This window comes from Paractinoplanes rhizophilus, assembly GCF_042664765.1.
GTDB lineage: Bacteria > Actinomycetota > Actinomycetes > Mycobacteriales > Micromonosporaceae > Actinoplanes > Actinoplanes rhizophilus.
This window is the reverse complement of the sequence record NZ_JBHTBJ010000053.1, coordinates 1-25215: the sequence shown is the minus strand read 5'-3', so window position 1 is coordinate 25215 and position 25215 is coordinate 1. Positions and strand designations below refer to the sequence as shown.

Genomic DNA, 25215 nt, shown 5'->3' with positions numbered 1-25215 from the left:
CCGCTCCCGCCTACCCGGAAAACGCCGAAACGGCTCAATCATGCGACGGCTGCGCCGGCGCGGCCAGTGCCCGCAGCCGGCGCACTGCCTCGGCCGGATCGGAGGCGCCGTACACCGCCGTGCCGGCCACGAACGCATCGGCGCCCGCCTCGGCCGCCTCGGCGATGGTGTCGGCCGCGATGCCCCCGTCGACCTCGAGGCGCACCTCGAGACCCTTCGCCCGGATGCGGCGGCGCACGTCGCGCACCTTGCCGAGCATCTCCGGCATGAACGCCTGCCCGCCGAAGCCCGCCTTGATCGTCATGATCAGCAGGGTGTCGATGTAGGGCAGGAACTCGAGGTAGGGCTCCACCGGCGTGTCCCGGTCGATCGCCAGACCCGCCTTGGACCCGGCGGCGCGCAGCGTCTTGGCCAGGGCCGCAGGGTTCTCGCAGGCCTCGGCGTGGAAGGTCACGTTGTACGCCCCGGCCTCCGCGTACCCCGGCGCCCAGCGCTCGGGGTCGGTGATCATCAGGTGCACGTCCAGCGGGACGTTCGTCGCCTTGCGCAGGCTCTGCACCACGGGCAGGCCGATGGTCAGGTTGGGCACGAAGTGGTTGTCCATGACATCGACGTGCACCCAGTCGGCCGTGAGCTCGATGGCGGCCACCTCGTCGGCCAGCCGGGAGAAGTCGGCGGCCAGGATGCTCGGCGCGATGATCGGCGTTCGGTCCACGGGGGCAGTCTATGGCGTCCGGTGGGCGGCCGAACGGACGGACGGGAAGCACACGTTAGAGTGACCCGTCCGGACGGCCTGGGGAGGCGATCATGCGACGGTGGGTGGCCGCCATGTCCATGATCACGTGCGCCGCCCTGGCCGGCTGCGGCGCCGATCTCCCCCGCGGCGTCGACGGCGACCTCACCAACAACTGGCCGCCGATGGCCCCGGCCACCCAGTTCCGCCCGTCGGCCGGCGCCTGCCATGCCGAGCTCACGCGCACAGCGACGGCCGACGACTACGAGCCCGTCCCGTGCGCCGGCGCCCACCTGGCCGAGACCGCGGCGGTCGCCGAGGTGACCGAGCAGAGCCAGGCGTACGCCACCTGCGCCGAGAAGGCCAGCACGTTCCTGGGCGGCGACTGGCGCACCGGCTGGGTCGTGCTGCAACCGGTGCTGCCGAGCCGCGCGGCCTGGTCGGGCGGCGCCCGCTGGGTGCGCTGCGACGTCGTCGAGACCTCACCGGTCGACGGCGCCCTGGTCCGCCGCCGGGGCAGCATGAAGGGCGCCGTGCAGCCGGGCGGCAGGCTGCGGATGGCCTGCGCGAACCCGACGATCGAGGACGACTCGGTGACCGAGATGCACCCGGTGGCCTGCGGCCGCACGCACACCGCCGAGTTCGCCGGCCTGTTCGCCACCGACCGGGCCAAGTCGTCCCAGCTCTCCGGCGACGAGCTGGCCAAGGGCTGCGACGCGGCGATCGCCAAGTTCGCCGGCCTGCCCGACGACGACACCCTGCCGAGCCGGATCGGCTGGCTGGGCTTCCCGCCCGACGACGCCGCGTGGGCGATGGGCGACCGGGCGATCCGCTGCTTCCTGTGGCTCAACGGCGAGACGATGACGGGCTCCTACCGCAACGCCGGCACCGCCAAGCTGAAGATCCACTACAAGAAGCGCTAGGCCCTGTTTCGTAACCCGGCCAAGTGCGAGGCGACCCCTGGGCCACGCCGCAGCCCTGGTCGGGTTACGAAACAGGGCCTAGGCCGTACGCCGCAGCATCGCCAGGAACATCGCGTCGGTCCCGTGGCGGTGCGGCCACAGCTGCACCGTCGGCCCCGGGCCGAGGCCCGGCATGCCCGGCGGCAGCAGCGGGCGCGCGTCGACGAAGTCCACCTCGACCCCGCTGCGCCGGCTCCCCTCGGTGACCGTCACCTGCGTCTCGACCATGTGCGGCGAGCACGTCACGTACGCCACCAGCCCGCCCGGCCGGACCGCCCGCAACGCCGCCACCAGCAGCTCCCGCTGCAGCTTGGTCAGCGCCGGCAGGTCGGACGGCTGCCGCCGCCAGCGCGACTCCGGCCGCCGCCGCAGGGAGCCCAGGCCGGTGCACGGCGCATCGACCAGCACCCGGTCGAACGACTCCTCCGGCAGATCCGGGTCGCGGCCCACCGAGCGGCCGTCCATCGGCAGCACCGTCACCGGCATGCCCTCGGTCGCGTGCTCGACCAGGCGCGCCCGGTGCTCCTGCACCTCGACCGCCGTGACCTCGGCGTTGCGCAGCGCTGCGATCGAGCCCAGCAGCCCGGCCTTGCCGCCCGGCCCCGCGCACAGGTCGAGCCAGCGGGTGTCGCGGCCCTCGATCGGCGCGGCCAGCAGCGCCGCCGCCACCAACTGGGAGCCCTCGTCCTGCACGTGGGCGCGGCCCTCGGCGATCGCCGCCAGCTCGCGCGGGGAGCCGCCGTTCAGATAGACCGCGTACGGCGAGAACGCCCCCGGCACCCCGTCGACCTCGTCGGCGAGCTCGACGGCGTCGGCCCGCCCCGGGCGCGCGCACAGGTGCACGATCGGCGCCTGGTTGTCCTCGATCAGCAGCCGCGCGGTCTCTTCCAGGTCGCCGCCGAGCGCCTCGGCGAACGCCCGCACGATCCACTGCGGGTGGTTGTGCAGCACCGAGAGGTTGCCGACCGGGTCGGCGTCGTAGGCCGGGGCGAGCCGCTCGAGCCATTTGTCCAGCGGGGTCTCGCTGATCGTCCGCATCACGGCGTTCGCGAAGCCGGCCGCGCCGGGCACGACCGAGCGCACCAGGTCGACGGTCTGGTTGACCGCGGCGTGATCCGGCACCCGGGTGTACAGCAACTGGTAGGCGCCGAGCCGCAGTGCGTCGCGGGCCGGCGGGTCGATGCGGGCCACGTCGCGCCCGGCCGCCGACCCGACGATCAGGTCGAGGGTGCCCAGCGCGCGCAGGGTGCCATAGGTAAGCTCGGTGGCGAACGCCGCATCTCGCCCGCTGAGGCCCATGTCGCGGAGGATGTCGGCGAGCACGAGGTTCGCGTACGCGTCGTCCCGGTGGACCGCGGCGATCGCCTCGTACGCGGCCTGCCTGGCCGGATCCGACGGCGGGCGACCGCCTCGCGGAGCCCGGCCCGAACGTGCGTCGCGGGAATAGCCCGGACCCCCGGCCGCCCGCGGCGGCCGTCCCGAGCCGTGCGGGCGCCCGGCCCGGTGGTCGCTCATGCGAAGCTCTCCGATGACGCGATCCGCAGGCCACGGGCCCAGTCGGTGGCCGGCATCGGTTTCTTGCCGGCCGCGCGCACCTCGCCCAGCGCGACCGGCGTGGTGGCCGTGCCGACCAGCACCTGAGTCCGCTCGACGTGCAGGCCGCCCGGTTTCAGCGCGGGCCCGTTGGCGACCGGCCGGACCGGCCCGAGCTTGACCCGGTCGTCGCGGAAGGTGCTCCACGCCCCCGGTGCCGGGGTGCAGGCCCGGATCCGCCGGTCGACCGCGAAGGCCGGATCGTCCCAGCGCACCCGCGCGTCCTCCACCGTGATCTTGGGGGCGAAGGTCACCCCGTCGGCCGGCTGCGGATGCGCTCGCGCCGTTCCCGCCTCGATCGCGTCCAGCACCGCGACCAGCAGGCCGGAACCGGAGACGGCGAGCCTATCGAGCAGGTCGCCCGACGTGTCGGTGGGCCGGATCTCCTCGGTCAGCGTGCCGTAGACCGGCCCGGTGTCGAGCCCCGCCTCCAGCTCGAAGACGCTCGCCCCGGTCACTTCGTCGCCGTGCAGCACGGCATGCTGCACCGGCGCCGCCCCCCGCCACGCCGGCAAAAGGGAGAAGTGCAGATTTATCCACCCGTGGACGGGAATTTCCAGTGCGCTCGGCGGCACCAGGGCGCCATATGCCACGACCGGCACACAATCGGGGGCGATCTCGCGCAGCCGCTCCTGGAATTCCGGCTCGCGCGGCTTGGCCGGGGTCAGCACCTCGATGCGGCGCTCGTCGGCCCAGGCCCCGGCGGCCGAGCGCACCAGGCGACGGCCCCGGCCGGCCGGCGCATCGGGGCGGGTGACCACGGCGACCAGCTCGTGGCGCGAGGCGGCGATCGCGTCGAGGGCGGGCAGCGTGACGGCCGGGGTGCCGGCGAAGACGAGGCGCAACCCGCTCACCGCCCCAGCCCGAAGATGCCCCGGCCGTGCGGGCTCTCCTTGACCACGGGCGGTTTGTCGGCGTTGTACCACTCGGCCGCGCGGATCTGCTTCATCGCGTCCTTCCGCCCGGCGGCGTCGAGCCGGTCGAGGAAGAGCACCCCGTCGAGGTGATCGGTCTCGTGCTGCACGCAGCGGGCCATCAGCCCGGTGCCGACCAGCTGGACCGGGTCGCCGTGCTCGTTGAAGCCGTTGGCGACGACATTTTGCCGGCGCTTGGTGTCGATGTAGATGCCCGGGATCGACAGGCAGCCCTCGGGACCGTCCTGCTCCTCCTCGTCGGGGAACGACAGCACCGGGTTGACGATGTGGCCCACCACGTCGTCCACGTCGAAGGCGAACACGCGCAGGCCGACACCGAGCTGCGGCGCGGCCAGGCCGGCGCCGCCCTCGTCCTGCATCGTCTCGACCAGATCGCGCACGAGCTTGCGCAACTCCTTGTCGAAATCCACGACGGGGTCGGCCGGCGTCCGCAGCACCGGATCACCGAAGAGACGGATGGGCTGAACGGTCACGCGGCGGTACTCCTGACATTCCGGTGCGGCACGCGACCAGTCTACGGAGTGCCGCGGCGCGCTATCGCGCCAGCGTGACGGTCACCTCCCCGGCACGCCCGACCGGCCCGGCAGCGGTTGCGTGGGTGCGGGCGCGATCCGCGTGTCGGGGCGAGCGATGACCTGTGGGCGCTGCGGAGATCAGAAATGCTTGCGGGTGATCTTTGACTGGGCTGGGAGCTTGCCGTGCCGGGGTGGTGGGTGACCCCCGGCGGGCCGGTCGCGGTGCCCGGGCGTCCCGGAATGTGATACCCGGTTCCAGCAGAGTGGGAGGATGTCCGTATGGCGGCCGCGCGGTCCCGAGTGCTGGCGAGTGGTCCCATCTGATGGGAGCGCCGCCGGAAATATCGGGTTATGTCGGCGGTGGCTGGCGTGGGGCCGGGCCAGGTTGGTGACTTCCTGCTCGCCCCGCGCGGGAGGTCATCAAGATCTCGCGATGACCCGAGCGCCACAGGCACAGCGCGACCCGGACGCAGCGCGACCCGGACGCAGCGCGACCCGGACGCAGCGCGACCCGAGCGCAGCGCGACCGGCGGCGCTCCCGGTGACCACGCACGGGGGTCGGCCATGGCAGCCCCCAGCTCAGCCACCCCCTGCACCGCGACCGGCGGCACACACCGTAACCACGCAGCGCGGGGCCAGAGAGCAGGACCGCGAGGAAAGCAGAGCTCGGCCGCGGAACGTGTCCCGCCACCGGTCAGAAGATCGTCAGTGGGTCCACCTCGATGCGGACCGTGAGCGCCGCCTTCCGCGCGCTGCGCACCGCGGCGGCCTCGTGCAGGGCGTGGGCCATCGCCGCGGCTTGGGAGCGGGACGTCCGCACCAGCATCCGTTCCTGGTCGTCGCCGGCCGGGACCGGGCCGAGCAGCTCGGCGCCCTCGGGCAGCCGGGCCGCCGCGAGCAGCTCGGCCACCGCCTCCGGCTTGCCGGTGAGGCTCGCCATCCGGGCCGCGGGCGGGAAGCCCAGCTCGCGCCGCTCGGCGAGCTCCCGGGCCGCGAACCACGCCGGCTCCCACCGGATCAGCGCCTGCACCGTCGCCAGCGACCCGTCGGCCACCACCACGACCCGGCCGCCCTTCGCACCCGGCTTGGCCAGCGCCGCCGCGTTGAACCAACGGCGCATCGTCTCCTCGGCCGCGCGCAGGTCGGAGCGGGTCAGCAGGGCCCACGTGTCGAGCAGCAGCACCGCGCCATACCCGCCCTCGGCGTGCGGCTCGGCCCCGGGCGTGGCGACGACCACCGACGGCGCCTGCGGGACCGTGCCGAGGATCTCGTCGCGCCCCGAGGTGCGCACCGTGACCCCGGGGAAGGCCCGCCCCAGCTCCTCGGCCGTGCGCCGGGCCCCGACGACCGAGGCGCGCAGCCGCCGCTCGCCGCAGGCCGGGCAGGTGTAGGCCGGCGACACCCGCCCGCACCACCGGCAGCTCGGCACATCCCGCGACCCGGAGAGCGCGAGCGGCCCCGAGCAATGCGGGCACCGGGCCGGAGTGCGGCACTCGGCGCAGGCCACCGACGGCAGGTATCCCCGGCGTGGCACCTGCACCAGCACCGGCGCGCCGGCCTGCAGCGCCTTCCGCGCGGTCTCCCACGCGATGCTGGGCAGCCGCGCGGTGGCCGCACCGGGGTCGCGCGCCAGCTGCGGGTCGTCCCCGGTCGGCGCGACCGCCGGCGCCCGGGACCGCAGCACGTCGCGCGCCGCCGAGATCTCCTTGGCCCAGCCGGTCTCCAGCAGCAGCTGCGCCTCCCCGGTGCGCGCGTGCCCGGCCACCAGCGCCGCGCAGTCGGCCAGCCGGGCCCGGGTCAGCAGCACCTCGCGCGCGTGCGGGTACGGCGCCCGCGGCTCGGCGTGCAGGTCGTCGCCGTCGTCCCAGAGGACGACCAGCCCCAGCTTGGCGACCGGCGCCCACATCGCCGCCCGGGTGCCGGCCACCACCGGCACCTGATGCCGGCTGGCCCGCAAGAATCGCCGGTATCGCTCGGCCGGCCCCAGCGCCGCGTTCAGCGCGACGTGCCGCCCCTCGCCGAGCACCTCGCCCAGCGCCCGGTCGACCCGCTCGAGATCGCGCGCATCGGCCACCACGATGACCGTCCCCCGCCCGCCCCGGGCAGTCGCCGCCGCCGCCTCGGCGATCCGCAACGCCCAGTCTTCTCCCGGCAGCGCCCCCCACACGGCGCGTGCCCCCCGGCCGTCCGCAAGCGCTTTCAAAAAAGCCGGACCCGCCACATACGAGTCCCACCCGCCGGCAATCGGCTCCCGCACGTCCCGCGGCCCGCCACCAAGAGCCGCCGCCGACGCCTCCCCCGGCCCGCCACCAAGAGCCCCCGCCGGCACCTCCTCCGACCCGCCGCCAAGAGCCCCCGCCTGCGCCTCCCCCGGCCCGCCACCAAGAGCCCCCGCCGGCACCTCGGCCGACCCGCCGCCGGCAGCCGCCGACCGGCCGCCCGCAGCCGCCGACTCCTCGGCCGACCCGCCGCCCGCAGCCGCTGCCTCCTGGGCCACCTGTGCCTCCACCCGCGCATGGCGGGGCGGCACCGCCAGCCGCAGCACATCGCACAGATTTCCGGCGTATCGATCGGCGACCGCCCGGGCCAGCCGCGCGACCTCGGGATCCAAGACCTGCTCCCCGGAGACCACCTTGTCCAAGTAGGCCAGTTTGCCGCCGTGCGGGGACGACTCGGCCCGTTCCAGCAGGAAACCGGCGACCAACTGCCCGGCGAACCGCACCTTGACCCGCACCCCGGGCCGGGCCACCTCGTCGAGGTCGGCCGGCACCAGGTAGTCGAAGGGGCGATCCAGGTGGGCCAGCGGCACGTCGACGCACACCCGGGCCACCGGCAGCCGTTCCGCCGGTACCCGTTCGCCGCGTGCGCTCTTGCTAGTCATCGCCGAACATTCTGCCCGGCACCCCCGACAAGAATCGTCACCGCAGGACGCCGGCCAGCGCCGCCGCGATGGCGCGCTCCACGTCCGCGTCCGCCGGCGGCGTCCCGTCCCGGTCGGCGAACATCAGGTGCCCCGTCCCGATCAGCATCCCGGCCGTCATCTGCAGGTCGGCGTCCCGCCGCACCCGCCCGCGATCGCGCTCGGCCGCCAGGTAGGACGAGATCATCTCGGCCGCCTCGGCCAGCACCGGCACCCCGGGCGTGGATCGCACCGCCCGCAGCCGGGCCCGCAGGTCGTCGCGGAACGTGATCAGGCTGATGATCGCCACGGCCACCGACCCGAACAGATCCTGCAGCACCACCCGCAGGTTGCCCGCCACCGTGCCGGCGCCCGCCATGGCGAGCAGCCGCTCCCGTTCGAGGCGAAGCCGGCCGATCCGATCGAGCACCAGCTCGGCCAGGAACTCGTCGAAGTCCGCGAAGTGCCGGTGCAGCACCCCCTTGGCGCAGCCGGCCTCGGCGGTCACCGCCCGGCTGGTCAGCGCCTGCGGACCGGCCCGCAACAACACCCGCTCGGCGGCCCCGAACAACTGCTCCCGTACGTCCCGGAACGCCACGCCCGTCGGCACACGACCTCCCGCAGGTTGAAGAGTGGGCGCGTGCCCACTTAAAGTGGGCGCGTGCCCACTATAACCGCGAGGGGAGCCCGACGATGAGCGACATCCACCAGCAGCGCCAGGTCGCCGAGTCTTTCGGCGTCGACGCCGAGCGCTACGACCGCACCCGCCCGAGCTACCCCGAGGCGGTGATCAAGCGCATCGTCGAGGCCGCGCCCGGGCCGGCCTTCCTCGACGTGGGCACCGGCACGGGCATCGCGGCCCGCCAACTCCAGGCCGCCGGCGCCGACGTCCTGGGCCTGGATGTCGACGAGCGCATGGCGGAGCAGGCCCGCCGGCGGGGCCTGGAGGTCGAGGTGGCCAAGTTCGAGGACTGGGATCCGCGCGGCCGCCGGTTCGACGCCGTGGTCGCCGCCACCACCTGGCACTGGATCGACCCGGCCCTCGGTGCCGCTAAAGCCGCAGAAATACTGAAAAATCAGGCGATCGTCGCTCTGATGTGGAACGTCGGCGAGCCACCGGCCGAGCTCAAATCGGTCTTCGCCGCGAACAGCGCCCGGATCTTCCCCGGCATGCCCAACCCCTGGGCGAGCACGGTTCCGATGGTCGAGGCGTACCAGGCCATCCCCGACCGGGCGGTGGCCGGCCTCAACCAGATCGGCGCCTTCGCGCAACCGGAGCAGTGGCGCACCGACTGGGAGCTCACCTACACCCGCGACGACTGGCTCGACCTGATCCTCACCCACGGCGGCCTGGCCGCTCACATCACCCCGGAGCAGGCGGACGAGCTGCGGACGGCGACCGCCGCGGCCATCGACGCCCACGGCGGCACCGTGACCATGCACTACAGCACGCTGACCGTGCTCGCGAAACGGGCATGAACGGACCGCGGTCGCGAAACGGGCATGAACGGACCGCGGTCGCGAAACGGACATGAAAGAACCGGCGCCCCGAACGGGGCGCCGGTCCACCAAGCCGTCCGATATCAGGCGGCGGCGTTCTTCAGGTCCTGCGCGCGGTCGGTGTTCTCCCACAGCAGCTCCGGCACCTCACGCCCGAAGTGGCCGTAGGCGGCGGTCTGCTGGTAGATCGGCCGCAGCAGGTCGAGGTCGCGGATGATCGCGGCCGGGCGCAGGTCGAACACCTCGCCGATGGCCTTCTCGATCCGCTCGACCGGCACGTTCTCGGTGCCGAACGTCTCGACGAACAGCGAGACCGGGTGCGCCTTGCCGATCGCGTACGCGACCTGCGCCTCGCACCGCTCGGCCAGGCCGGCCGCCACGACGTTCTTGGCGACCCAGCGCATCGCGTACGCCGCCGAGCGGTCCACCTTGGACGGGTCCTTGCCGGAGAACGCGCCGCCGCCGTGGCGCGCGTACCCGCCGTACGTGTCAACAATGATCTTGCGGCCGGTGAGGCCGGCGTCGCCCATCGGGCCGCCGATCTCGAAACGGCCGGTCGGGTTGACCAGCAGGCGGTAGCCCTCGGTGTCGATGCCGAGGCCTTCCAGCTCGGGCGCGATCACGTGCTCGCGGATGTCGGGAGTGAGCAGCGACTCGAGCGAGATGTCGGCCGCGTGCTGCGACGAGACCACCACCGTGTCGAGGCGGACCGGCTTGAGGCCGTCGTACTCGATCGTGACCTGGGTCTTGCCGTCCGGGCGCAGGTACGGAATCGTGCCGTCCTTGCGCGCGGCGGACAGGCGGCGGGCCAGCCGGTGGGCCAGCGCGATCGGCAGCGGCATCAGCTCGGGCGTCTCCGAGCAGGCGAAGCCGAACATCATGCCCTGGTCGCCGGCGCCCTGCGCGTCGAGGACGTGCTCGGAGTCACCCGCGCGCAGCTCGAGCGCGCTGTCGACGCCCTGCGCGATGTCGGGCGACTGCGCGCCGATGGAGACGCTCACGCCGCAGGAGGCGCCGTCGAAGCCCTTCTTCGACGAGTCGTACCCGATGCGCAGGATCGTGTCGCGCACGATGCTCGGGATGTCGGCGTACGCCTGGGTGGTGACCTCACCGGCCACGTGGACCTGGCCGGTGGTGATGAGCGTTTCCACCGCCACCCGGCTGCGCGGGTCCTGGGCCAGCAAGGCGTCGAGAATGCCGTCGCTGATCTGGTCAGCGATCTTGTCCGGGTGGCCTTCCGTGACCGACTCGGAGGTGAACAGGCGGCGTGCCACGGTGCTCCTCAGCTGTTCGAAGTTCAACGTATCGCGAGAGTGTAGTCACCACGCACGACCGGAGTCGCCTGGGTGCTATGCCGTCCCACCGTCGCCGACCTGGGATTCCAGGAGCGCGGCGGCCCGGTCCAAAATCCTATCGGCCACGTCTTCTTTCCGGAGTTCACCGAGCGTGGCGGAGGATCCGTCCGATCCGAGGATAGTCGCGTCGTTGTGATCCGCTCCGAAGACCCGGTCCACCCCGACCTCGTTCACCACGATCAGATCGGCGCGCTTCTTGGTCAACTTGGCCCGGGCGTGCTCGATCGCGTCGTGCGTCTCGGCCGCGAACGCGACGAGCACCTGGCCGGGCCGCTTGACCGCGCCCAGTTCGGCGGCGATGTCGGGATTCGTCGTGAGGACGATGGCCGCAGGCGTACCCGAATCGGTCTTTTTGATTTTCTGGGCCGCGATCGTGGCCGGTCGGAAATCGGCGGGCGCGGCCGCCATCACCACGACGTCCGCGTCGGCGGCGGCCTTCACGGTCGCCACCCGCAGCTCCTCGGTGGTGCCCACGCGAGTGATCTCCACGCCGGCCGGATCCGGCAGCGTGACGTTCGCCGCGATCAGCGTGACCCGCGCGCCGCGTGCCGCGGCGGCCTTCGCGATCGCGTATCCCTGTTTGCCGGACGACCGGTTTCCGAGGAATCGCACCGGATCGAGCGGTTCGCGAGTCCCGCCCGCGGTCACCACCACGTGCCGTCCCCCCAGATCCCGATCAAGACCATGATTGCGTACGCGTAGCGCAAGATCGAAGATCGCCTCGGGGTCGGGCAGCCGGCCCTTCCCGGTGTCCGCCCCGGTGAGCCGGCCCACCGCGGGCTCGATCACGATCGCACCGCGCTCGCGCAGGGTGGCGACGTTGGCCCGCGTCGCGGCGTTCTCCCACATCTCGGTGTGCATGGCCGGCGCGTACACGATCGGACAGGTCGCCGTGAGCAGCGTGTTGGTCAGCAGGTCGTCGGCGAGCCCGTGCGCCGCCTTGGCCAGCAGGTCGGCCGTCGCCGGCGCCACCACCACCAGATCGGCGCTCCGGCCGATCCGCACGTGCGGCACCTCGTGCGCGTCGTCCCAGACCTCGGTGGCGACCGGTTTGCCGGACAGCGCGGCCCACGTCGGCGCCCCCACGAACTTCAGCGCCGAGGCGGTCGGCACCACCCGCACGTTGTGCCCCGACTCGGTGAACAGCCGCAGCAGCTCACACGCCTTGTAGGCGGCGATCCCGCCGCACACCCCCAACACGACCTCAGCCATGAAAGCAATGATCCCGCGCCCCCGAGCGGGACGCGGGATCACCCTTCAGACATGTGACGGGACTACACCGCCCGTGGGGTTTCCGGGGGCTCGGCCCCCGGAATCGGTATGGGTCGGCCGTCCGTCGGCCCGCGCTTTTTGCGGACGGACTGCACCTTACGGCTGATCCGTGGCCTCGGCGGTCAGCAGGCCGGCGTTGATCTCACGCATGGCGATGCTGAGCGGCTTCTCCTGCGGGGTCGTCTCGACCAGGGGGCCGACGTACTCGAGGAGACCCTCACCGAGTTGGCTGTAGTAGGCGTTGACCTGCCGGGCACGCTTGGCCGCGAAGATCACCAGCGAGTACTTCGACGAGGTCTTGTCGAGGAGCTCGTCGATGGGCGGGTTGGTGATGCCTTCGGGGTTCGCGATGGTTCCCACTGTTCGAAGATCCTTAGTGATCGGGAGCTTGTGCCGGAGTCAGAAATGACGAACCGAGCAATCCTACCAGCTCGTCCGCGGCCCGCTCGACGAAGTCGTTGACCACCGTCCGGTCGAACTCCTTCTCGGCGGCCAGTTCCTCGTCGGCGTGAGCCAGCCGGCGGCGGATCGTCTCCTCGTCGTCCGTGCCTCGTCCGATCAGGCGACGCTTGAGCTCCTCGACGCTCGGCGGCGCGAGGAACACCAGCTGCGCCTCGGGCATCGCGGCCCGCACCTGACGGGCGCCCTGGAGATCGATCTTGAGCAGGACCGGCTGGCCCTGGCTCAACCAGCCCTCGACCTGCGCCCGGGGCGTGCCGTAGAGATTGCCGGCGAACTCGGCCCACTCGAGCAGCTGACCGCCGTCGATCAACCGCTGGAACTCCGAACGGGTCACGAAGTGGTAGTGCTCGCCGTCGGTCTCGTAGTCGCGCTTCTTCCGGGTCGTGACCGACACGGACAGCTTGATCCAAGGCGAGCGCGCCCGGATCAGCTCGATCACACTGTCCTTCCCGACCCCGGAGGGACCGGAAAGGACCGTGAGGCGGGCTGCCGGGCGCGCGTCGTCATCCATGCTCACAAGGCTCATTCAACACGAGCCCATGAGTCAGTTGGCAGCGAACTCCCCCAGGAGGGCCTTCCGCTGCTGGTCGCCGAGACCGCGCAGCCGGCGGCTGTCAGCGATCTTCAGCTTCTCCATGATCTGCGTGGCGCGGATCTTGCCAATGCCCGGCAGCGCCTGAAGCACGGCCGAGACCTTCAGCTTGCCCACGACCTCGTCCTCCTCCGCGCGGTCAAGCACAGCGGCGAGGGTGGTCTTGCCGGACTTGAGCTGTTCCTTCAGCTCAGCCCGAGCCTTGCGAACTTCCGCGGCCTTCTCCAGCGCTGCAGCGCGCTGCTCGGGGCTCAGTGACGGGAGCGGCACCAGTTCTCCTCAGGTCCCTATCGCGCCGTAGTCGAATACCGGCGCTTCTGTGAAACGTGGTGTGCCAGGGAACCAAAGGGGCATGTGGTTCCCGGCGCGGGGAAAACTAGCGGTCAACGGCGGTTTCGGCAACGTGGGGGTACCCCCGGCCCGGGTGTCCGGCGGCCTGGTAAGCAGGCTCGTTTCACCCGAGAGCGGCGCGGCACTCGTCGACGGCGCGCTCCGTGGCGGCCCTCAGCGCCGATACGGAAGGTCCCGCGGAGAGAACTTCCCGTGAGTACGACGGCAGCACGTTGCGCAGGCTTTCGCCGAAGACGGAGCGCAGGTCGGACGGGGTCGCGCCCTGCGCTCCGAGCCCCGGAGCGAGCAGCGGACCGTTCACCCGGGACAGGTCGTGCCCGGTCCGCCCGATCGTCGCGCCGACCACGAGACCGAGGTTGCCGAGCGGCTGGGCACCCACGTTGACCTGCGAAATCTCATCGATCACGGTCTGCGCGACGGTCCGGCCGTCCGCCGCCCGGGCATGCTGGACGCTCGCTCCCTCCGGGTTGGACGTCAGCGCGAGGACGAAGACGCCGGCGCCGTTGGCGGCCGCGAGGTCGAATGCCGACTGCAACGACCCGACTCCTAGGTAGGGACTCACAGTAATCGCGTCGGCACACAGGGGACTCGATTGATCAAGGTAGGCGGACGCGTACGCGGCCATCGTCGAGCCGATGTCGCCCCGTTTCACGTCCAGCAGGACGAGGGCTCTGGCCTCGCGCAACTGTCGGATAGTTGACTCAAGAATGCCGATGCCGAGTGACCCAAATCTCTCAAAAAACGCCGACTGCGGCTTGAAGACGGCCACCCGATCGGCCAGTGCTTCGACGACCGTACGGGCGAAGCGTTCCAGGCCGGCCACGTCGTCGGTGAGCCCCCAGCCGGTGAGCAGGGCGGGGTGCGGGTCGATGCCGACACACAGCGGCCCCCGCTTCCCGACGGCGTCCGTGAGCCGCTGTCCGAAGGTCTCCATCGCTGCATACCTCTTCCGTGTCAGGTAGCCGGTTGTGCGGGTGTCAGGTGGCCGCCACCGCCGCGGCGATCCCGGCGGCGATGCGGGCCACGTCGGCCTCGTCCGCCACGTAGGGCGGCATCGTGTAGATCAGATCCCGGAACGGCCGCAGCCAGACCCCGGCGTCGACGGCCGCGGCGGTCGCCTTCGCCACGTCCACCGGATGGTCGAGCTGCACGACGCCGATCGCGCCCAGGACCCGCACGTCGGCGACCCCGGAAACCCCGCGCAACGGCGCCAGGCCGTCCCGGAGACCGCTTTCGATCACCCGTACGTGTGATCGCCAGTCCCCGTCGCGCAACAGCCGCAGCGAGGCGTTGGCGACCGCGCAGGCCAGCGGATTGCCCATGAACGTCGGGCCGTGCGCGAGCCCGCCGCCGTCCCCGCCGGAGATCGCCGCGGCCACCGCCGTCGTGCACAGCGCCGCCGCCAGCGTCAGGTAGCCGCCCGTGAGCGCCTTGCCCACGCACATGATGTCCGGGCTGACGCCCGGGTGGCCGGCCGCGAAGAATTCCCCGGTGCGGCCGAATCCGGTGGCGATCTCATCGAAGATCAACAAGATTCCGTACGCGGCGGTCGCCTCCCGCAGCACCCGCAGGTACTCCGGATGGTGGAACCGCATCCCGCCCGCGCCCTGCACCACCGGCTCGACGATCACGGCCGCCACGTCGTCCGCGTGCTCCGCGATGAGCGCCCGCAACGCCGCCGCATACCCCTCGTCGAATTCCACCGGCGGCACGTCCGCGAAGACCTGCACCGGCAGCACCCCGGTCCACAGCGAGTGCATCCCGCCCTCGGGGTCGCACACGGTCATCGGGTGGAACGTGTCGCCGTGGTAGCCCCCACGCCACGTCAGCAGCCGCCGTCTCCGCGGGCGCCCGAGCGCGAGCTGGGCCTGCAACGCCATCTTGATCGCGACCTCGACGCTCACCGACCCGGAGTCGGCGAGGAAGACGTGCTCGAGCCCATCGGGCGCCAGGTCGACCAGCGTGGTGGCGAGCTCGATGGCCGGCTCGTGGGTGAGCCCGCCGAACATGACGTGGCTCATCCGCTGCGACTGCCGGACAAGCGCCTCGTCGAGCACCGGGTGCCGATACCCGTGGATGGCCGCCCACCACGACGACATCCCGTCGACCAGCTCGCGGCCGTCGGCCAGCCTGAGCCGCACGCCCTGGGCGCTCTCCACCAGGTAGGGATCGCTCTTGCCGGGCATCGGCCCATATGGGTGCCAGACATGCGCCCGATCGAGCGCAAGCAGCTCCCGCTCGCGGCTCATCCGCCGCACCGGCCCGCGCACCACGCGTTCGCCTCTCGGCCCGACGTCGCGCACGACGCGCCGCGGCCGCCCGCGCAACGCCACGCACGGGCCATCAGCGTGCCTCCACCGCGCCGGCCCGCGCTCGACGCGCCGCGGCCGCGCGCGCCGCGCCGCGCACGAGCGCCGGTCCGTGATAGATGAAGCCGCTGTAGAGCTGCACCAGCGACGCGCCCGCATCGAAGAGCCGGAGGGCATCGTCCGGGCCCATCACGCCGCCCACTCCGATGATCGGCAGGCGGCCGCCGGTCTCGGTGTGCACGAAATGGACGACCTTGCGGGCCTTCTCGGTGAGCGGCCGCCCCGACAGGCCGCCCGCCTCGGCGGCCCGCGGCTGGTCGGCCGGGGCCAGGCCGTCCCGGGCCAGGGTCGTGTTGGTCGCGATCACGCCGGCCGCGCCGTGGCTCAGGCACACCTCGAGCAGCTCGGCGATCGCCGGCTCGGTGAGATCGGGCGCGATCTTCACCAGCACCGGCTTCGTGCCGACCAGCGCGCCGAGCAGGTCGGCGATAGCCGATTTGTCCTGCAGCGTGCGCAACCCGGGCGTGTTCGGCGACGACACGTTCACGGCGATGTAGTCGGCATACGGGTGCAGCAGCTCGTAGGAGGCCAGGTAGTCGTCGACCGCCTCGTCGAGCGGCGTCACCTTGGACTTGCCGAGCGAGACGCCCAGCGGGACACCGATCGGCCCCAATGTCTGCAGGCGGGCGGCCAGCGCGGCCGCCCCGGCGTTGTTGAAGCCCATCCGGTTGATGATCGCCTCGCTGTCCCGCAGCCGGAACAGCCGGGGCTTGTCATTGCCGGGCTGCGCCTTCGCGGTGACCGTCCCGACCTCGACGAACCCGAACCCGAGCGCCGGCCACGCGGGCAGCGCCACCCCGTTCTTGTCCATCCCGGCGGCCAACCCCACCGCGTTCGGGAACCGAACTCCGAACACCTCGACCGGATCGTCGGTCGCATAGCGCGCCCGCAGCATCGAGCGGGCGCCCGCGCCCAGCCGGGCGAGGCGCCCGAGCGTGAACTCGTGCGCCTTCTCGGCGTCCCCGCCGCCGACCCGGAAGAGAACGGGCCGCACCGTTCGCTCGAACGCCGTCACGCCGACCCCTCGCCCCGCACCGCCGTCGTCGCGCCGGCAGGGGAAGGCGCGGCGGAGGGGAAAGGCGCGGCGGAGAAGGCAACCGCGGCGGAGGGGGAAGGCACGGCGGGGAAGGCCATCACTCGTCACCCCGGAGAGCGGCGTGCAGCTCCTGCAGCGGCCGCACCGACATGTCGCCCCGCATCAACGCCTCGATGCCCATCACGGCCGCCGCGGCGCCCTGGGTGGTGGTGATGCTCGGGATGTCGGCGGTGACGGCGGCGCTGCGGATCTCGTACCCGTCGGAGCGCGCGCTCGCGCCGGAGCCCTGCGGCGTGTTAATGATCATGGCGATCTCGCCGGCCAGGATCAGCGCCACCGCGTTCTGACCGGGGCTCTCGAAGTGCTTGGGCACGACCTCGCAGTCGATGCCGTGCCGGCGCAGCACCTCGCCGGTGCCGGCGGTGGTGACGATCGTGAAGCCGAGGTCGGCCAGCCGCTTGATCGGGAAGATCATCGTGCGCTTGTCGCGGTTGGCGACCGAGACGAAGATCTTGCCGCCGGTCGGCAGCGACCCGTACGCGGCGGCCTGCGACTTGGCGAACGCCTGGCCGAAGCCGGCGTCGATGCCCATCACCTCGCCGGTCGACTTCATCTCGGGGCCGAGCAGGCTGTCCACGCCCTTGCCGGCCGGGGTGCGGAACCGCTTGAACGGCAGCACCGCCTCCTTGATCGCGATCGGCGCGCCGGCCGGGACCGTGCCGCCGTCGCCCTCGGGCAGCAGCAGCCCCTCGGCGCGCAGCTCGGCGATCGTGGCGCCGAGCATGATCCGCGCCGCCGCCTTGGCCAGCGGGACCGCGGTCGCCTTCGAGACGAACGGGACTGTCCGGGACGCGCGCGGGTTGGCCTCGAGCACGTAGAGGGTGTCGTCCTTGAGCGCGTACTGGACGTTGAGGAGGCCGCGCACCCCGACGCCGCGGGCGATCGCCTCGGTGTAGCGGCGCACCTCGGCCAGGTGCGAGCCGGCGAGGGTGACCGGCGGCAGCGAGCAGGACGAATCGCCGGAGTGGATGCCGGCTTCCTCGATGTGCTCCATCACGCCGCCGAGGTAGACCTCGCCGGTGTCGTCGCAGAGCGCGTCCACGTCGATCTCGATGGCGTCGTCGAGGAAGCGGTCGACCAGCACGGGATGGTCGGGCGAGATCTGGGTGGCCCGCTCGATGTACCCGGCCAGCGTCGGCTCGTCGTACACGATCTCCATGCCCCGGCCGCCCAGCACGTACGACGGCCGCACCAGCACCGGGTAGCCGATCGCGTCGGCGATCGCCTTGGCCTCGTCGAAGCTGGTGGCGGTGCCGTGGTCGGGCGAGCGCAGGCCCGCTTTGTGCAGCACCGCGCCGAACAGGCCACGGTCCTCGGCCAGGTCGATCGACTCGGGCGAGGTGCCGACGATCGGGACGCCGGCCTTCTTGAGCCGGTTGGCCAGCCCGAGCGGGGTCTGGCCGCCGAGCTGCACGATCACGCCGACCACGCCGGGGCCGCCGGCCGCCTTGCCGGACGAGTCCTCGGAGTGGACGACCTCGAGCACGTCCTCGAAGGTGAGCGGCTCGAAGTAGAGCCGGTCGGCGGTGTCGTAGTCGGTCGAGACGGTCTCGGGGTTGCAGTTGACCATGACCGTCTCGTAGTCGACGCCCCGCAGCGCCATGACGGCGTGCACGCAGGAGTAGTCGAACTCGATGCCCTGGCCGATCCGGTTGGGCCCCGAGCCGAGGATCAGCACCTTGGGCCGGGCCGACGGCGCGACCTCGGTCTCCTCGTCGTAGGACGAGTAGTGGTACGGCGTGTTCGCCTCGAACTCGGCCGCGCAGGTGTCGACGGTCTTGTAGACCGGGCGGATGCCGAGCCGGTGCCGCAGGGTGCGCACGCCGTCCTCGCCGGCCAGCTCGGGCCGCAGCGCGGCGAGCTGCCGGTCGGAGAATCCCGAGCGCTTGGCCCGGCGCAGCAGCTCCTCGTCGAGCACGGCCGCGTCCGAAATGTCCCGACGCAGCTCGACCAGCGCCTGGATCTCCTCGAGGAACCACGGGTCTATCCCGCCGCTGGCCTCGTGGACCTGCTCGATCGACGCACCCAGCCGGAGCGCCAGCTCGACCGTGTAGAGGCGGCCGTCGTGCGGCGTGCGTAGAGCCGACAAAACGGAATCGAGGTCGGCGAAGGAGTCGGCCGAGGTCCAAAAGCCGGACCGGGAGGTCTCCATGGACCGCATGGCCTTGTTCAGGGCTTCGGCGAAGTTGCGGCCCAGCGACATCGCCTCGCCGACCGACTTCATCGTCGTGGTGAGCTCCGGGTCGGCGCCCGGGAACTTCTCGAACGCGAACCGCGGGATCTTGACCACCACGTAGTCGAGGGCCGGCTCGAAGGCGGCCGGCGTCTTGAGCGTGATGTCGTTGGGGATCTCGTCGAGCGTGTAGCCGATGGCCAGCTTGGCCGCGATCTTGGCGATCGGGAAGCCGGTGGCCTTCGAGGCGAGCGCCGACGAGCGCGAGACCCGCGGGTTCATCTCGATGACGACCAGGCGGCCGTCGCGCGGGTTGACCGCGAACTGGATGTTGCAGCCGCCGGTGTCCACGCCGACCTCGCGCAGCACGGCGATGCCGAGGTCGCGCAGCTTTTGGTACTCCCGGTCGGTCAGGGTCATGGCGGGCGCGACGGTGACCGAGTCGCCGGTGTGCACGCCCATCGGGTCGACGTTCTCGATCGAGCAGACCACCACGACGTTGTCGTGCTTGTCGCGCATCAGCTCGAGCTCGTACTCCTTCCAGCCGAGCACGCTCTCCTCGATCAGCACCTCGTGCACCGGCGAGGCCGCCAGGCCGGCGCCGGCGATGCGCTCCAGGTCGTCGTCGGAGTGCGCCATGCCCGACCCGAGGCCACCCATGGTGAACGACGGGCGGATGACCACCGGCAAACCGAGGTCGGCCACGGTGGCCCGGACCTCGTCCATCGAGTGGCACACCCGCGAGCGCGGCGTCTCGCCGCCGGCCTTCGCCACGATGTCCTTGAACAGCTGGCGGTCCTCGCCGCGGCGGATCGCGTCGATGTTGGCGCCGATCAGCTCGACGCCGTACTTCTCCAGCACGCCGCTCTCGTGCAGGGCGACCGCGGTGTTCAGCGCGGTCTGCCCGCCCAGCGTCGGCAGGATCGCGTCCGGCCGTTCCTTGGCGATGACCAGCTCGACGAACTCCGGGGTGATCGGCTCGACGTAGGTGGCGTCGGCGAACTCGGGGTCGGTCATGATCGTGGCCGGGTTGGAGTTGACCAGCGAGACGCGCAGCCCCTCGGCGCGCAGCACCCGGCACGCCTGGGTGCCGGAGTAGTCGAACTCGCAGGCCTGGCCGATGACGATCGGGCCGGAGCCGATCACCATGACGTGCTTGAGATCTTCACGCTTCGGCATGATCAGGCCCTCTCGACGAGCTCGACGAACCGGTCGAACAGGTAGTCCGCGTCATGCGGGCCCGCCGCCGCCTCCGGGTGGTACTGGACGGTGAACGCGGGAACCTCGAGGCCCCGCAGCCCTTCGACCACGTCGTCGTTGAGGCAGACGTGCGACACCTCGACGCCGCCGAAATCGGTGTCGATCACCGAGTTGAGCGGGGCGTCGACCGCGAAGCCGTGGTTGTGCGAGGTGACCTCGACCTTACCGGTGGTCTTGTCGAGCACCGGCTGGTTGATGCCGCGGTGGCCGTACCCGAGCTTGTAGGTGCCGAAGCCGAGCGCGCGGCCGAGGATCTGGCTGCCGAAGCAGATGCCGAACAGCGGCGTACGCCGCCGCATCACCTCGCGGGCCAGCGCGACCGGCCCGTCGGCGGTGGCCGGGTCGCCGGGCCCGGGCGAGAAGAACACCGCGTCCGGGCTGACCGCCAGGAGGTCGTCGATCGAGGACGAAGCCGGGAAGATGTGGGTGGTCACCCCGCGCTCGGCGAGCCGGCGAGCCACGTTGCGCTTGATCCCGAGGTCGAGCGCCGCGACCGTGTACCGGTGCTCGCCAACCGCGTCGACCGTGTATTTCGCCGAGGTCGTGACTTCGGCCGACAAGTCGGCACCGACCATCTGCGGCGACGCCTGGACCCGCTCCAGCAGCGAGGCCGGGTCAAGGTCCACGCTGGAGATCCCGACCCGCATGGCCCCGCGGGACCGCAGGTGGCGGGTCAGCGCCCGGGTGTCGATCCCGCTGATGCCGACGACTCCCTCGGCCGCCAGCCGCTCGCCCAGGTCACCGGTCGAGCGCCAATTCGAGGGGCGGCGAGCCGGATCGCGTACGACGTAGCCGGCGACCCAGATCTTGCCGGATTCGTCGTCCTCGGCGTTGACGCCGGTGTTGCCGATCATCGGGGCGGTCTGCACGACCACCTGCCGGTGATAGGACGGGTCGGTGAGCGTCTCCTGATAGCCGGTCATGCCGGTGGTGAAGACCGCTTCCCCGAACGTCTCGCCCGGGGCGCCATAGGCGTTGCCCCAGAAGGCCCGCCCGTCCTCGAGCACGAGGATCGCTTTGCTCATTTCACAGCCTTCCCGTCGAGGACCGTCGGCTCTCCCCGGAGGAAGGTCGCGACGATGCGACCCGGCAGGGTGGTGCCCGTGTACGGCGTGTTGCGGCTGCGGCTCGCCAGCTCGCTCGGGTCGACGACCCGGCGGGCGGACGGGTCCACCAGCGTGAGGTTGGCCGGCGAGCCGGCCGTCAGGTCGGTGCCGTGCCCGTCGAGGCCGGCTATCCGGGCCGGGGTGCGCGACATCCGGTCGGCGATCAGATCCCACCGCTCGCCGAGGACGCTGAGCACGATCGAGAGCGCCGTCTCGAGCCCGAGCATGCCGGGCCGGGCGTACGCCCACTCGCATTCCTTGTCCTCCACCGCGTGCGGCGCGTGGTCGGTCGCCACCACGTCGATGACGCCCTCGACGAGCGCCGCGCGCAGGGCGGCGACATCTTTCGCCGTACGCAATGGGGGGTTGACCTTGAAAACCGGGTCGTAGGACGCGGCCAGCTCGTCGGTGAGCAGCAGATGGTGTGGGGTCACCTCGGCCGTCACCCGCACGCCGCGGGCCTTGGCCTGCCGCAGCACCTCGACCGAGCCGGCGGTGGAGACGTGGCACACGTGCAGGCGGCTGCCGACGTGCTCGGCCAGCAGCACGTCGCGGGCGATGATCGCCTCCTCGGCGACGGCCGGCCAGCCGGTGAGGCCCAGGCGGGTGCTGACCTCGCCCTCGTGCATCTGCGCGCCCTCGGTCAGGCGGGGCTCCTCGGCGTGCTGGGCGATCACGCCGCCGAACGCCTTGACGTACTCCAGCGCCCGGCGCATGAGGCGGGGGTCGGCGACGCAGAAGCCGTCGTCCGAGAAGATCCGGACGGCCGCCGCGGAGGTGGCCATCGCCCCCAGCTCGGCGAGCTGCTTGCCGGCCAGGCTCACGGTGACCGCGCCGATCGGCTGCACGTCGACCAGCCCGGCCTCGCGGCCCAGCCGCCAGACCTGCTCGACCACCCCGGCCGTGTCGGCGACCGGCGACGTGTTGGCCATCGCGCAGACCGCCGTGTAGCCGCCCAGCGCCGCGGCCCGCGAGCCGGTCTCGACGGTCTCGGCGTCCTCGCGGCCCGGCTCGCGCAGGTGGGTGTGCAGGTCGACCAGCCCCGGCAGAGCGACGAGCCCGGTCGCGTCGATGACCTCCTCGGTGCCCTCCGCCGCCTCGGCGACAAAGCCGTCACGAATCACCACATCGGCCGGCGCGCCGCCGAGAACCGAGACATTCCTCAAGACATACGAGCTCACGCCTTGCCCCCCAGCAGCAGATAGAGAACCGCCATGCGGGCGGAGACCCCATTGGCGACCTGTTCGACGATCGTGGAACGGGACGAGTCGGCGACCTCGGGCGTGATCTCCATGCCCCGGTTCATCGGGCCCGGGTGCATGACGATCGCGTGCTCGGGCAGCTTGCGCATGCGCGCGAGATCGAGACCGTAGCGGCGGCTGTACTCCCGGGCGGACGGGAAGTACGAGTCCTGCATGCGCTCGGTCTGCACCCGCAGCATCATCACGACGTCCATGTCGGGCAGGACGCTATCGAGGTCGTACGACACTTTTGCCTTCGGCGACAGCGCCGCCGAGATGTCCACCGGGATCAGCGTGGGCGGCCCGACCAGGGTGACGTGCGCGCCCAAAGTCGTGAGCAGCAGCACGTTGGAGCGGGCGACCCGGCTGTGCAGGATGTCGCCGACGATGGCCACCTGCAGGCCGTCGAGACGGCCAAGACGAGACCGCATCGTGTACGCATCGAGCAGCGCCTGCGTGGGGTGCTCGTGGGTGCCGTCGCCGGCGTTGATCACCGAGCCGTCCACCCACGCGGCCAGCCGGTGCGGCGCGCCCGAGGCCGAGTGCCGGATGACCACCGCGTCCGCGCCCATCGCCTGCAGGGTGAGAGCGGTGTCCTTCAGGCTCTCACCCTTCGAGACGCTCGAGCCTTTCGCGGAAAAGTTGATGACGTCCGCCGAGAGCCGCTTAGCCGCCGCCTCGAACGAGATCCGGGTCCGGGTCGAGTCCTCGTAGAAGAGGTTCACCACGGTGCGGCCGCGCAGCGTCGGCAGCTTCTTGACCTCGCGGCCGGCCAGCGCCGCCATCTCGCCGGCGGTGTCCAGGATCAGGGTGGCGGTGGCCGCGTCCAGGTCGGCCGCCGATCGCAGATGTTTGATCACTTGTCGCCCCCGGTCAGCTTGACCTCGTCCAGGCCGTCGGTCTCGGTCAGCGAGACCCGCACGCTCTCGGACACCGCGGTCGGGATGTTCTTGCCCACGTAGTCGGCGCGGATCGGCAGCTCCCGGTGGCCGCGGTCGACCAGGACGGCGAGCTGCACGGAGCTGGGCCGGCCGACGTCGTTCAGCGCGTCGAGCGCGGCCCGGACGGTACGGCCGGAGAAGAGCACGTCGTCGACGAGGATGACGCGGCGCCCGTCGATGCCGCCGCCGGGCAGCTCGGTCTTCCCGAGCGCACGGGTGGCGTGCAGCCGCAGGTCGTCGCGGTAGAGGGTGATGTCCAGCGAGCCCACCGGCACGTCGATGCCCTCGAAGGCGTGGATGCGGGCGGCCAGCCGCTGTGCGAGCGGGACGCCGCGGGTGGGGATGCCGAGAAGCACGGTGCCGGTGGCGCCCGACGTCTTCTCGAGAATCTGGTGAGCGATCCGGTCGACGACCCGGTGCAGGTCGGACCCGGTCAAAATGATCTTCGTGCTCGTGTCGGCGCGCGGCGAAGCCACGGCGGACCTCCTTCCCCGCCTCACGGGACGGGTCGTTAAAGGACGTCGACGGGCACCTCCGGCAGAGGTGGCCCGATGGCTGACGCTACGTTACCAGCGAGCCCGCCGATGACCATGGTGACCTGCCCGACCCTCGGGATTATCCGGACGAATCCGACAGAACACCCACGCGCCGCACGACTCATCGGTAACCAACACTTGACCGGCGGACTCACACTGCGTACCGTCACGCTGCGTAGCGATCGCGGAGGAAGAACCCTCCGGGCCAGCACATGGGAGTGTTCCGAATGCCGTCTGAGTACGCCAAGTCGTTGGGCGCCCGCCTGCGCTCCATCCGCCAGCAGCAGGGCCTGTCCCTGCAGGGTGTGGAAGAGAAGTCGAACGGCCGGTGGAAGGCCGTGGTGGTGGGCTCGTACGAGCGTGGTGACCGCGCGGTCACCGTTTCCCGCCTCGCCGAGCTGGCCGACTTCTACCGCGTGCCCGTCTCGGAGCTGCTGCCGGACGGCAGCGGCGTCCGCCTCGAGGCAACCAACAAGATCGTGCTCGACCTGGAAAAGCTGTACGACACCACCGGCGAGGACCTCGCTTACGTCGCACGGTACGCCCGGGCCATCCAGCAGCAGCGCGGCGACTACAACGGCCGCGTCCTCTCCATCCGAGCCGACGACCTGCGCGCGCTCGCCATCGTCTACGACATCTCCCCGAGCGGCCTCATCGAGCGCCTCACGGAGCAGGGTGTCCTGGTGGCCGACCCGCGGGCCTTCTTCGCCAGCTGATTCCGTACGACCGGAGGCCCGCGGTTGATCCGCGGGCCTTTCGCATGCCCGCTCGCCCCGGGCCGCCGCCGCTTCGACAGCCCGCTGCCGCTCCGACAGCCCGCCGCCGGCGCGGCCGACCCGGGATGAGCCGAGCGCCCCACCTCGCCCCGCCACTGCCCGTGACGCCGCCTCCCGACGCGGCGACGCCGGATATCACCGACCGTGCGGAACGGCGTTCGCAGCCACACACCATCGCCCGTTTTCGCACATTGAGCGAACGCGAAAACTCACACCCGCCCCTCACATTCCGCCCCGCCCCTCCGTTGCCCGCGCCCCCGCTGCGCGCGCCCCGCTGCCCTCGCCCCGCTGCCCTCGCCCCGCCCCGCTGCCCTCGCCCACGCTGCCCTCGCCCCCCGCTGCGCGCGCTCCCACTGCGCGCGATCCCACTGCGCGCGATCCCACTGCGCGCGATCCCACTGCGCGCGATCTTGGTGATTTTGGTCAAGCCCCTGGAAGTGGTGTAACGGCTGATCTTTCGAGTTGTGCTGGTTAGAAGGGTTGGTCTGCGGGCGGGAGGGTGTGAGGTTCGCCGGTTGCGGGTCGCCAGTCGTCGATGTCGTCGGGCC

22 protein-coding genes are annotated in these 25215 nt (G+C 71.8%); 3 read left to right on the top strand and 19 right to left on the bottom strand.

Features of this window, described 5'->3' with window-relative positions:
* Window positions 1-34: 34 nt before the first annotated feature.
* The gene (gene rpe / locus ACFQS1_RS36690) at window positions 35-715 is read right to left on the bottom strand and encodes a ribulose-phosphate 3-epimerase (protein WP_378976943.1); all 681 of its coding nucleotides are present in this window, start codon (window positions 713-715) and stop codon (window positions 35-37) included.
* A gap of 92 nt (window positions 716-807) precedes the next feature.
* On the opposite strand from rpe, the gene ACFQS1_RS36685 reads away from it, so the two are divergent.
* Window positions 808-1656, top strand: coding sequence for a septum formation family protein (locus ACFQS1_RS36685; RefSeq protein WP_378976941.1), 849 nt, complete (start codon window positions 808-810; stop codon window positions 1654-1656).
* A 78-nt stretch (window positions 1657-1734) separates the two neighbouring features.
* Here ACFQS1_RS36685 and ACFQS1_RS36680 read toward each other — a convergent pair whose 3' ends face one another.
* From ACFQS1_RS36680 to ACFQS1_RS36660, 5 genes are all read right to left on the bottom strand, one after another.
* Window positions 1735-3210, bottom strand: coding sequence for an RsmB/NOP family class I SAM-dependent RNA methyltransferase (locus ACFQS1_RS36680; RefSeq protein ID WP_378976940.1), 1476 nt, complete (start codon window positions 3208-3210; stop codon window positions 1735-1737).
* The gene (gene fmt, locus ACFQS1_RS36675) at window positions 3207-4133 is read right to left on the bottom strand and encodes a methionyl-tRNA formyltransferase (RefSeq protein ID WP_378976985.1); all 927 of its coding nucleotides are present in this window, start codon (window positions 4131-4133) and stop codon (window positions 3207-3209) included. The genes ACFQS1_RS36680 and fmt overlap by 4 nt, the downstream gene beginning before the upstream one ends.
* Before the next feature lie 5 nt (window positions 4134-4138).
* A complete protein-coding gene (gene def, locus ACFQS1_RS36670; protein ID WP_378976938.1) occupies window positions 4139-4696 on the bottom strand; it encodes a peptide deformylase in 558 nt (185 codons plus the stop codon).
* 736 nt (window positions 4697-5432) lie between these two features.
* Entirely contained in the window at window positions 5433-7619 is a 2187-nt protein-coding gene (locus tag ACFQS1_RS36665) for a primosomal protein N' (RefSeq protein WP_378976936.1), read from the bottom strand.
* A 37-nt stretch (window positions 7620-7656) separates the two neighbouring features.
* Window positions 7657-8247: a TetR/AcrR family transcriptional regulator gene (locus ACFQS1_RS36660; protein WP_378976934.1), complete on the bottom strand. Its 591-nt coding sequence runs from the start codon at window positions 8245-8247 to the stop codon at window positions 7657-7659.
* An 83-nt stretch (window positions 8248-8330) separates the two neighbouring features.
* Between ACFQS1_RS36660 and ACFQS1_RS36655 the strand changes: the two genes are divergently transcribed.
* Window positions 8331-9116, top strand: a complete 786-nt coding sequence (locus ACFQS1_RS36655) for a class I SAM-dependent methyltransferase (RefSeq protein WP_378976932.1) — start codon at window positions 8331-8333, stop codon at window positions 9114-9116.
* 104 nt (window positions 9117-9220) lie between these two features.
* On the opposite strand, the gene metK is transcribed toward ACFQS1_RS36655, so the two are convergent.
* The 13 genes from metK to pyrR all read right to left on the bottom strand — a co-directional run bounded on the left by metK (window position 9221) and on the right by pyrR (window position 23831).
* Window positions 9221-10411 carry a methionine adenosyltransferase gene (metK, locus tag ACFQS1_RS36650; protein WP_378976930.1) on the bottom strand — a complete coding sequence of 397 codons (1191 nt, stop codon included), beginning with the start codon at window positions 10409-10411 and terminating at the stop codon, window positions 9221-9223.
* Window positions 10412-10486: 75 nt separating this feature from the next.
* Window positions 10487-11704 (bottom strand): bifunctional phosphopantothenoylcysteine decarboxylase/phosphopantothenate--cysteine ligase CoaBC, encoded by a 1218-nt coding sequence (gene coaBC / locus ACFQS1_RS36645; protein WP_378976928.1) that lies wholly within the window; start codon window positions 11702-11704, stop codon window positions 10487-10489.
* Between the two features lie 156 nt (window positions 11705-11860).
* Complete coding sequence (gene rpoZ / locus ACFQS1_RS36640; protein WP_071807772.1) at window positions 11861-12124, bottom strand: DNA-directed RNA polymerase subunit omega; 264 nt, start codon at window positions 12122-12124, stop codon at window positions 11861-11863.
* Window positions 12125-12137: 13 nt separating this feature from the next.
* Window positions 12138-12737 (bottom strand): guanylate kinase, encoded by a 600-nt coding sequence (gene gmk, locus ACFQS1_RS36635; protein ID WP_378976926.1) that lies wholly within the window; start codon window positions 12735-12737, stop codon window positions 12138-12140.
* A gap of 33 nt (window positions 12738-12770) precedes the next feature.
* The gene (gene mihF, locus ACFQS1_RS36630; protein WP_020517554.1) at window positions 12771-13088 is read right to left on the bottom strand and encodes an integration host factor, actinobacterial type; all 318 of its coding nucleotides are present in this window, start codon (window positions 13086-13088) and stop codon (window positions 12771-12773) included.
* Between the two features lie 184 nt (window positions 13089-13272).
* Window positions 13273-14103 carry an orotidine-5'-phosphate decarboxylase gene (pyrF, locus tag ACFQS1_RS36625; protein WP_378976923.1) on the bottom strand — a complete coding sequence of 277 codons (831 nt, stop codon included), beginning with the start codon at window positions 14101-14103 and terminating at the stop codon, window positions 13273-13275.
* A 43-nt stretch (window positions 14104-14146) separates the two neighbouring features.
* Window positions 14147-15418, bottom strand: a complete 1272-nt coding sequence (locus ACFQS1_RS36620; protein WP_378976921.1) for an adenosylmethionine--8-amino-7-oxononanoate transaminase — start codon at window positions 15416-15418, stop codon at window positions 14147-14149.
* A 94-nt stretch (window positions 15419-15512) separates the two neighbouring features.
* Entirely contained in the window at window positions 15513-16553 is a 1041-nt protein-coding gene (locus ACFQS1_RS36615; RefSeq protein ID WP_378976919.1) for a quinone-dependent dihydroorotate dehydrogenase, read from the bottom strand.
* Between the two features lie 118 nt (window positions 16554-16671).
* On the bottom strand, window positions 16672-19986 hold the full coding sequence (gene carB, locus ACFQS1_RS36610; RefSeq protein WP_378976917.1) for a carbamoyl-phosphate synthase large subunit: 3315 nt from the start codon (window positions 19984-19986) through the stop codon (window positions 16672-16674).
* A gap of 2 nt (window positions 19987-19988) precedes the next feature.
* Window positions 19989-21092 (bottom strand): glutamine-hydrolyzing carbamoyl-phosphate synthase small subunit, encoded by a 1104-nt coding sequence (gene carA, locus ACFQS1_RS36605; protein ID WP_378976915.1) that lies wholly within the window; start codon window positions 21090-21092, stop codon window positions 19989-19991.
* Entirely contained in the window at window positions 21089-22354 is a 1266-nt protein-coding gene (locus ACFQS1_RS36600; protein WP_378976913.1) for a dihydroorotase, read from the bottom strand. Before ACFQS1_RS36600 ends, carA begins: the two co-directional genes overlap by 4 nt.
* A complete protein-coding gene (locus ACFQS1_RS36595) occupies window positions 22351-23274 on the bottom strand; it encodes an aspartate carbamoyltransferase catalytic subunit (RefSeq protein WP_378976912.1) in 924 nt (307 codons plus the stop codon). Before ACFQS1_RS36595 ends, ACFQS1_RS36600 begins: the two co-directional genes overlap by 4 nt.
* The gene (gene pyrR, locus ACFQS1_RS36590; RefSeq protein ID WP_378976910.1) at window positions 23271-23831 is read right to left on the bottom strand and encodes a bifunctional pyr operon transcriptional regulator/uracil phosphoribosyltransferase PyrR; all 561 of its coding nucleotides are present in this window, start codon (window positions 23829-23831) and stop codon (window positions 23271-23273) included. The genes ACFQS1_RS36595 and pyrR overlap by 4 nt, the downstream gene beginning before the upstream one ends.
* 287 nt (window positions 23832-24118) lie before the next feature.
* On the opposite strand from pyrR, the gene bldD reads away from it, so the two are divergent.
* The gene (gene bldD / locus ACFQS1_RS36585) at window positions 24119-24607 is read left to right on the top strand and encodes a transcriptional regulator BldD (protein WP_020517563.1); all 489 of its coding nucleotides are present in this window, start codon (window positions 24119-24121) and stop codon (window positions 24605-24607) included.
* The last annotated feature ends 608 nt before the right edge of the window (window positions 24608-25215 follow it).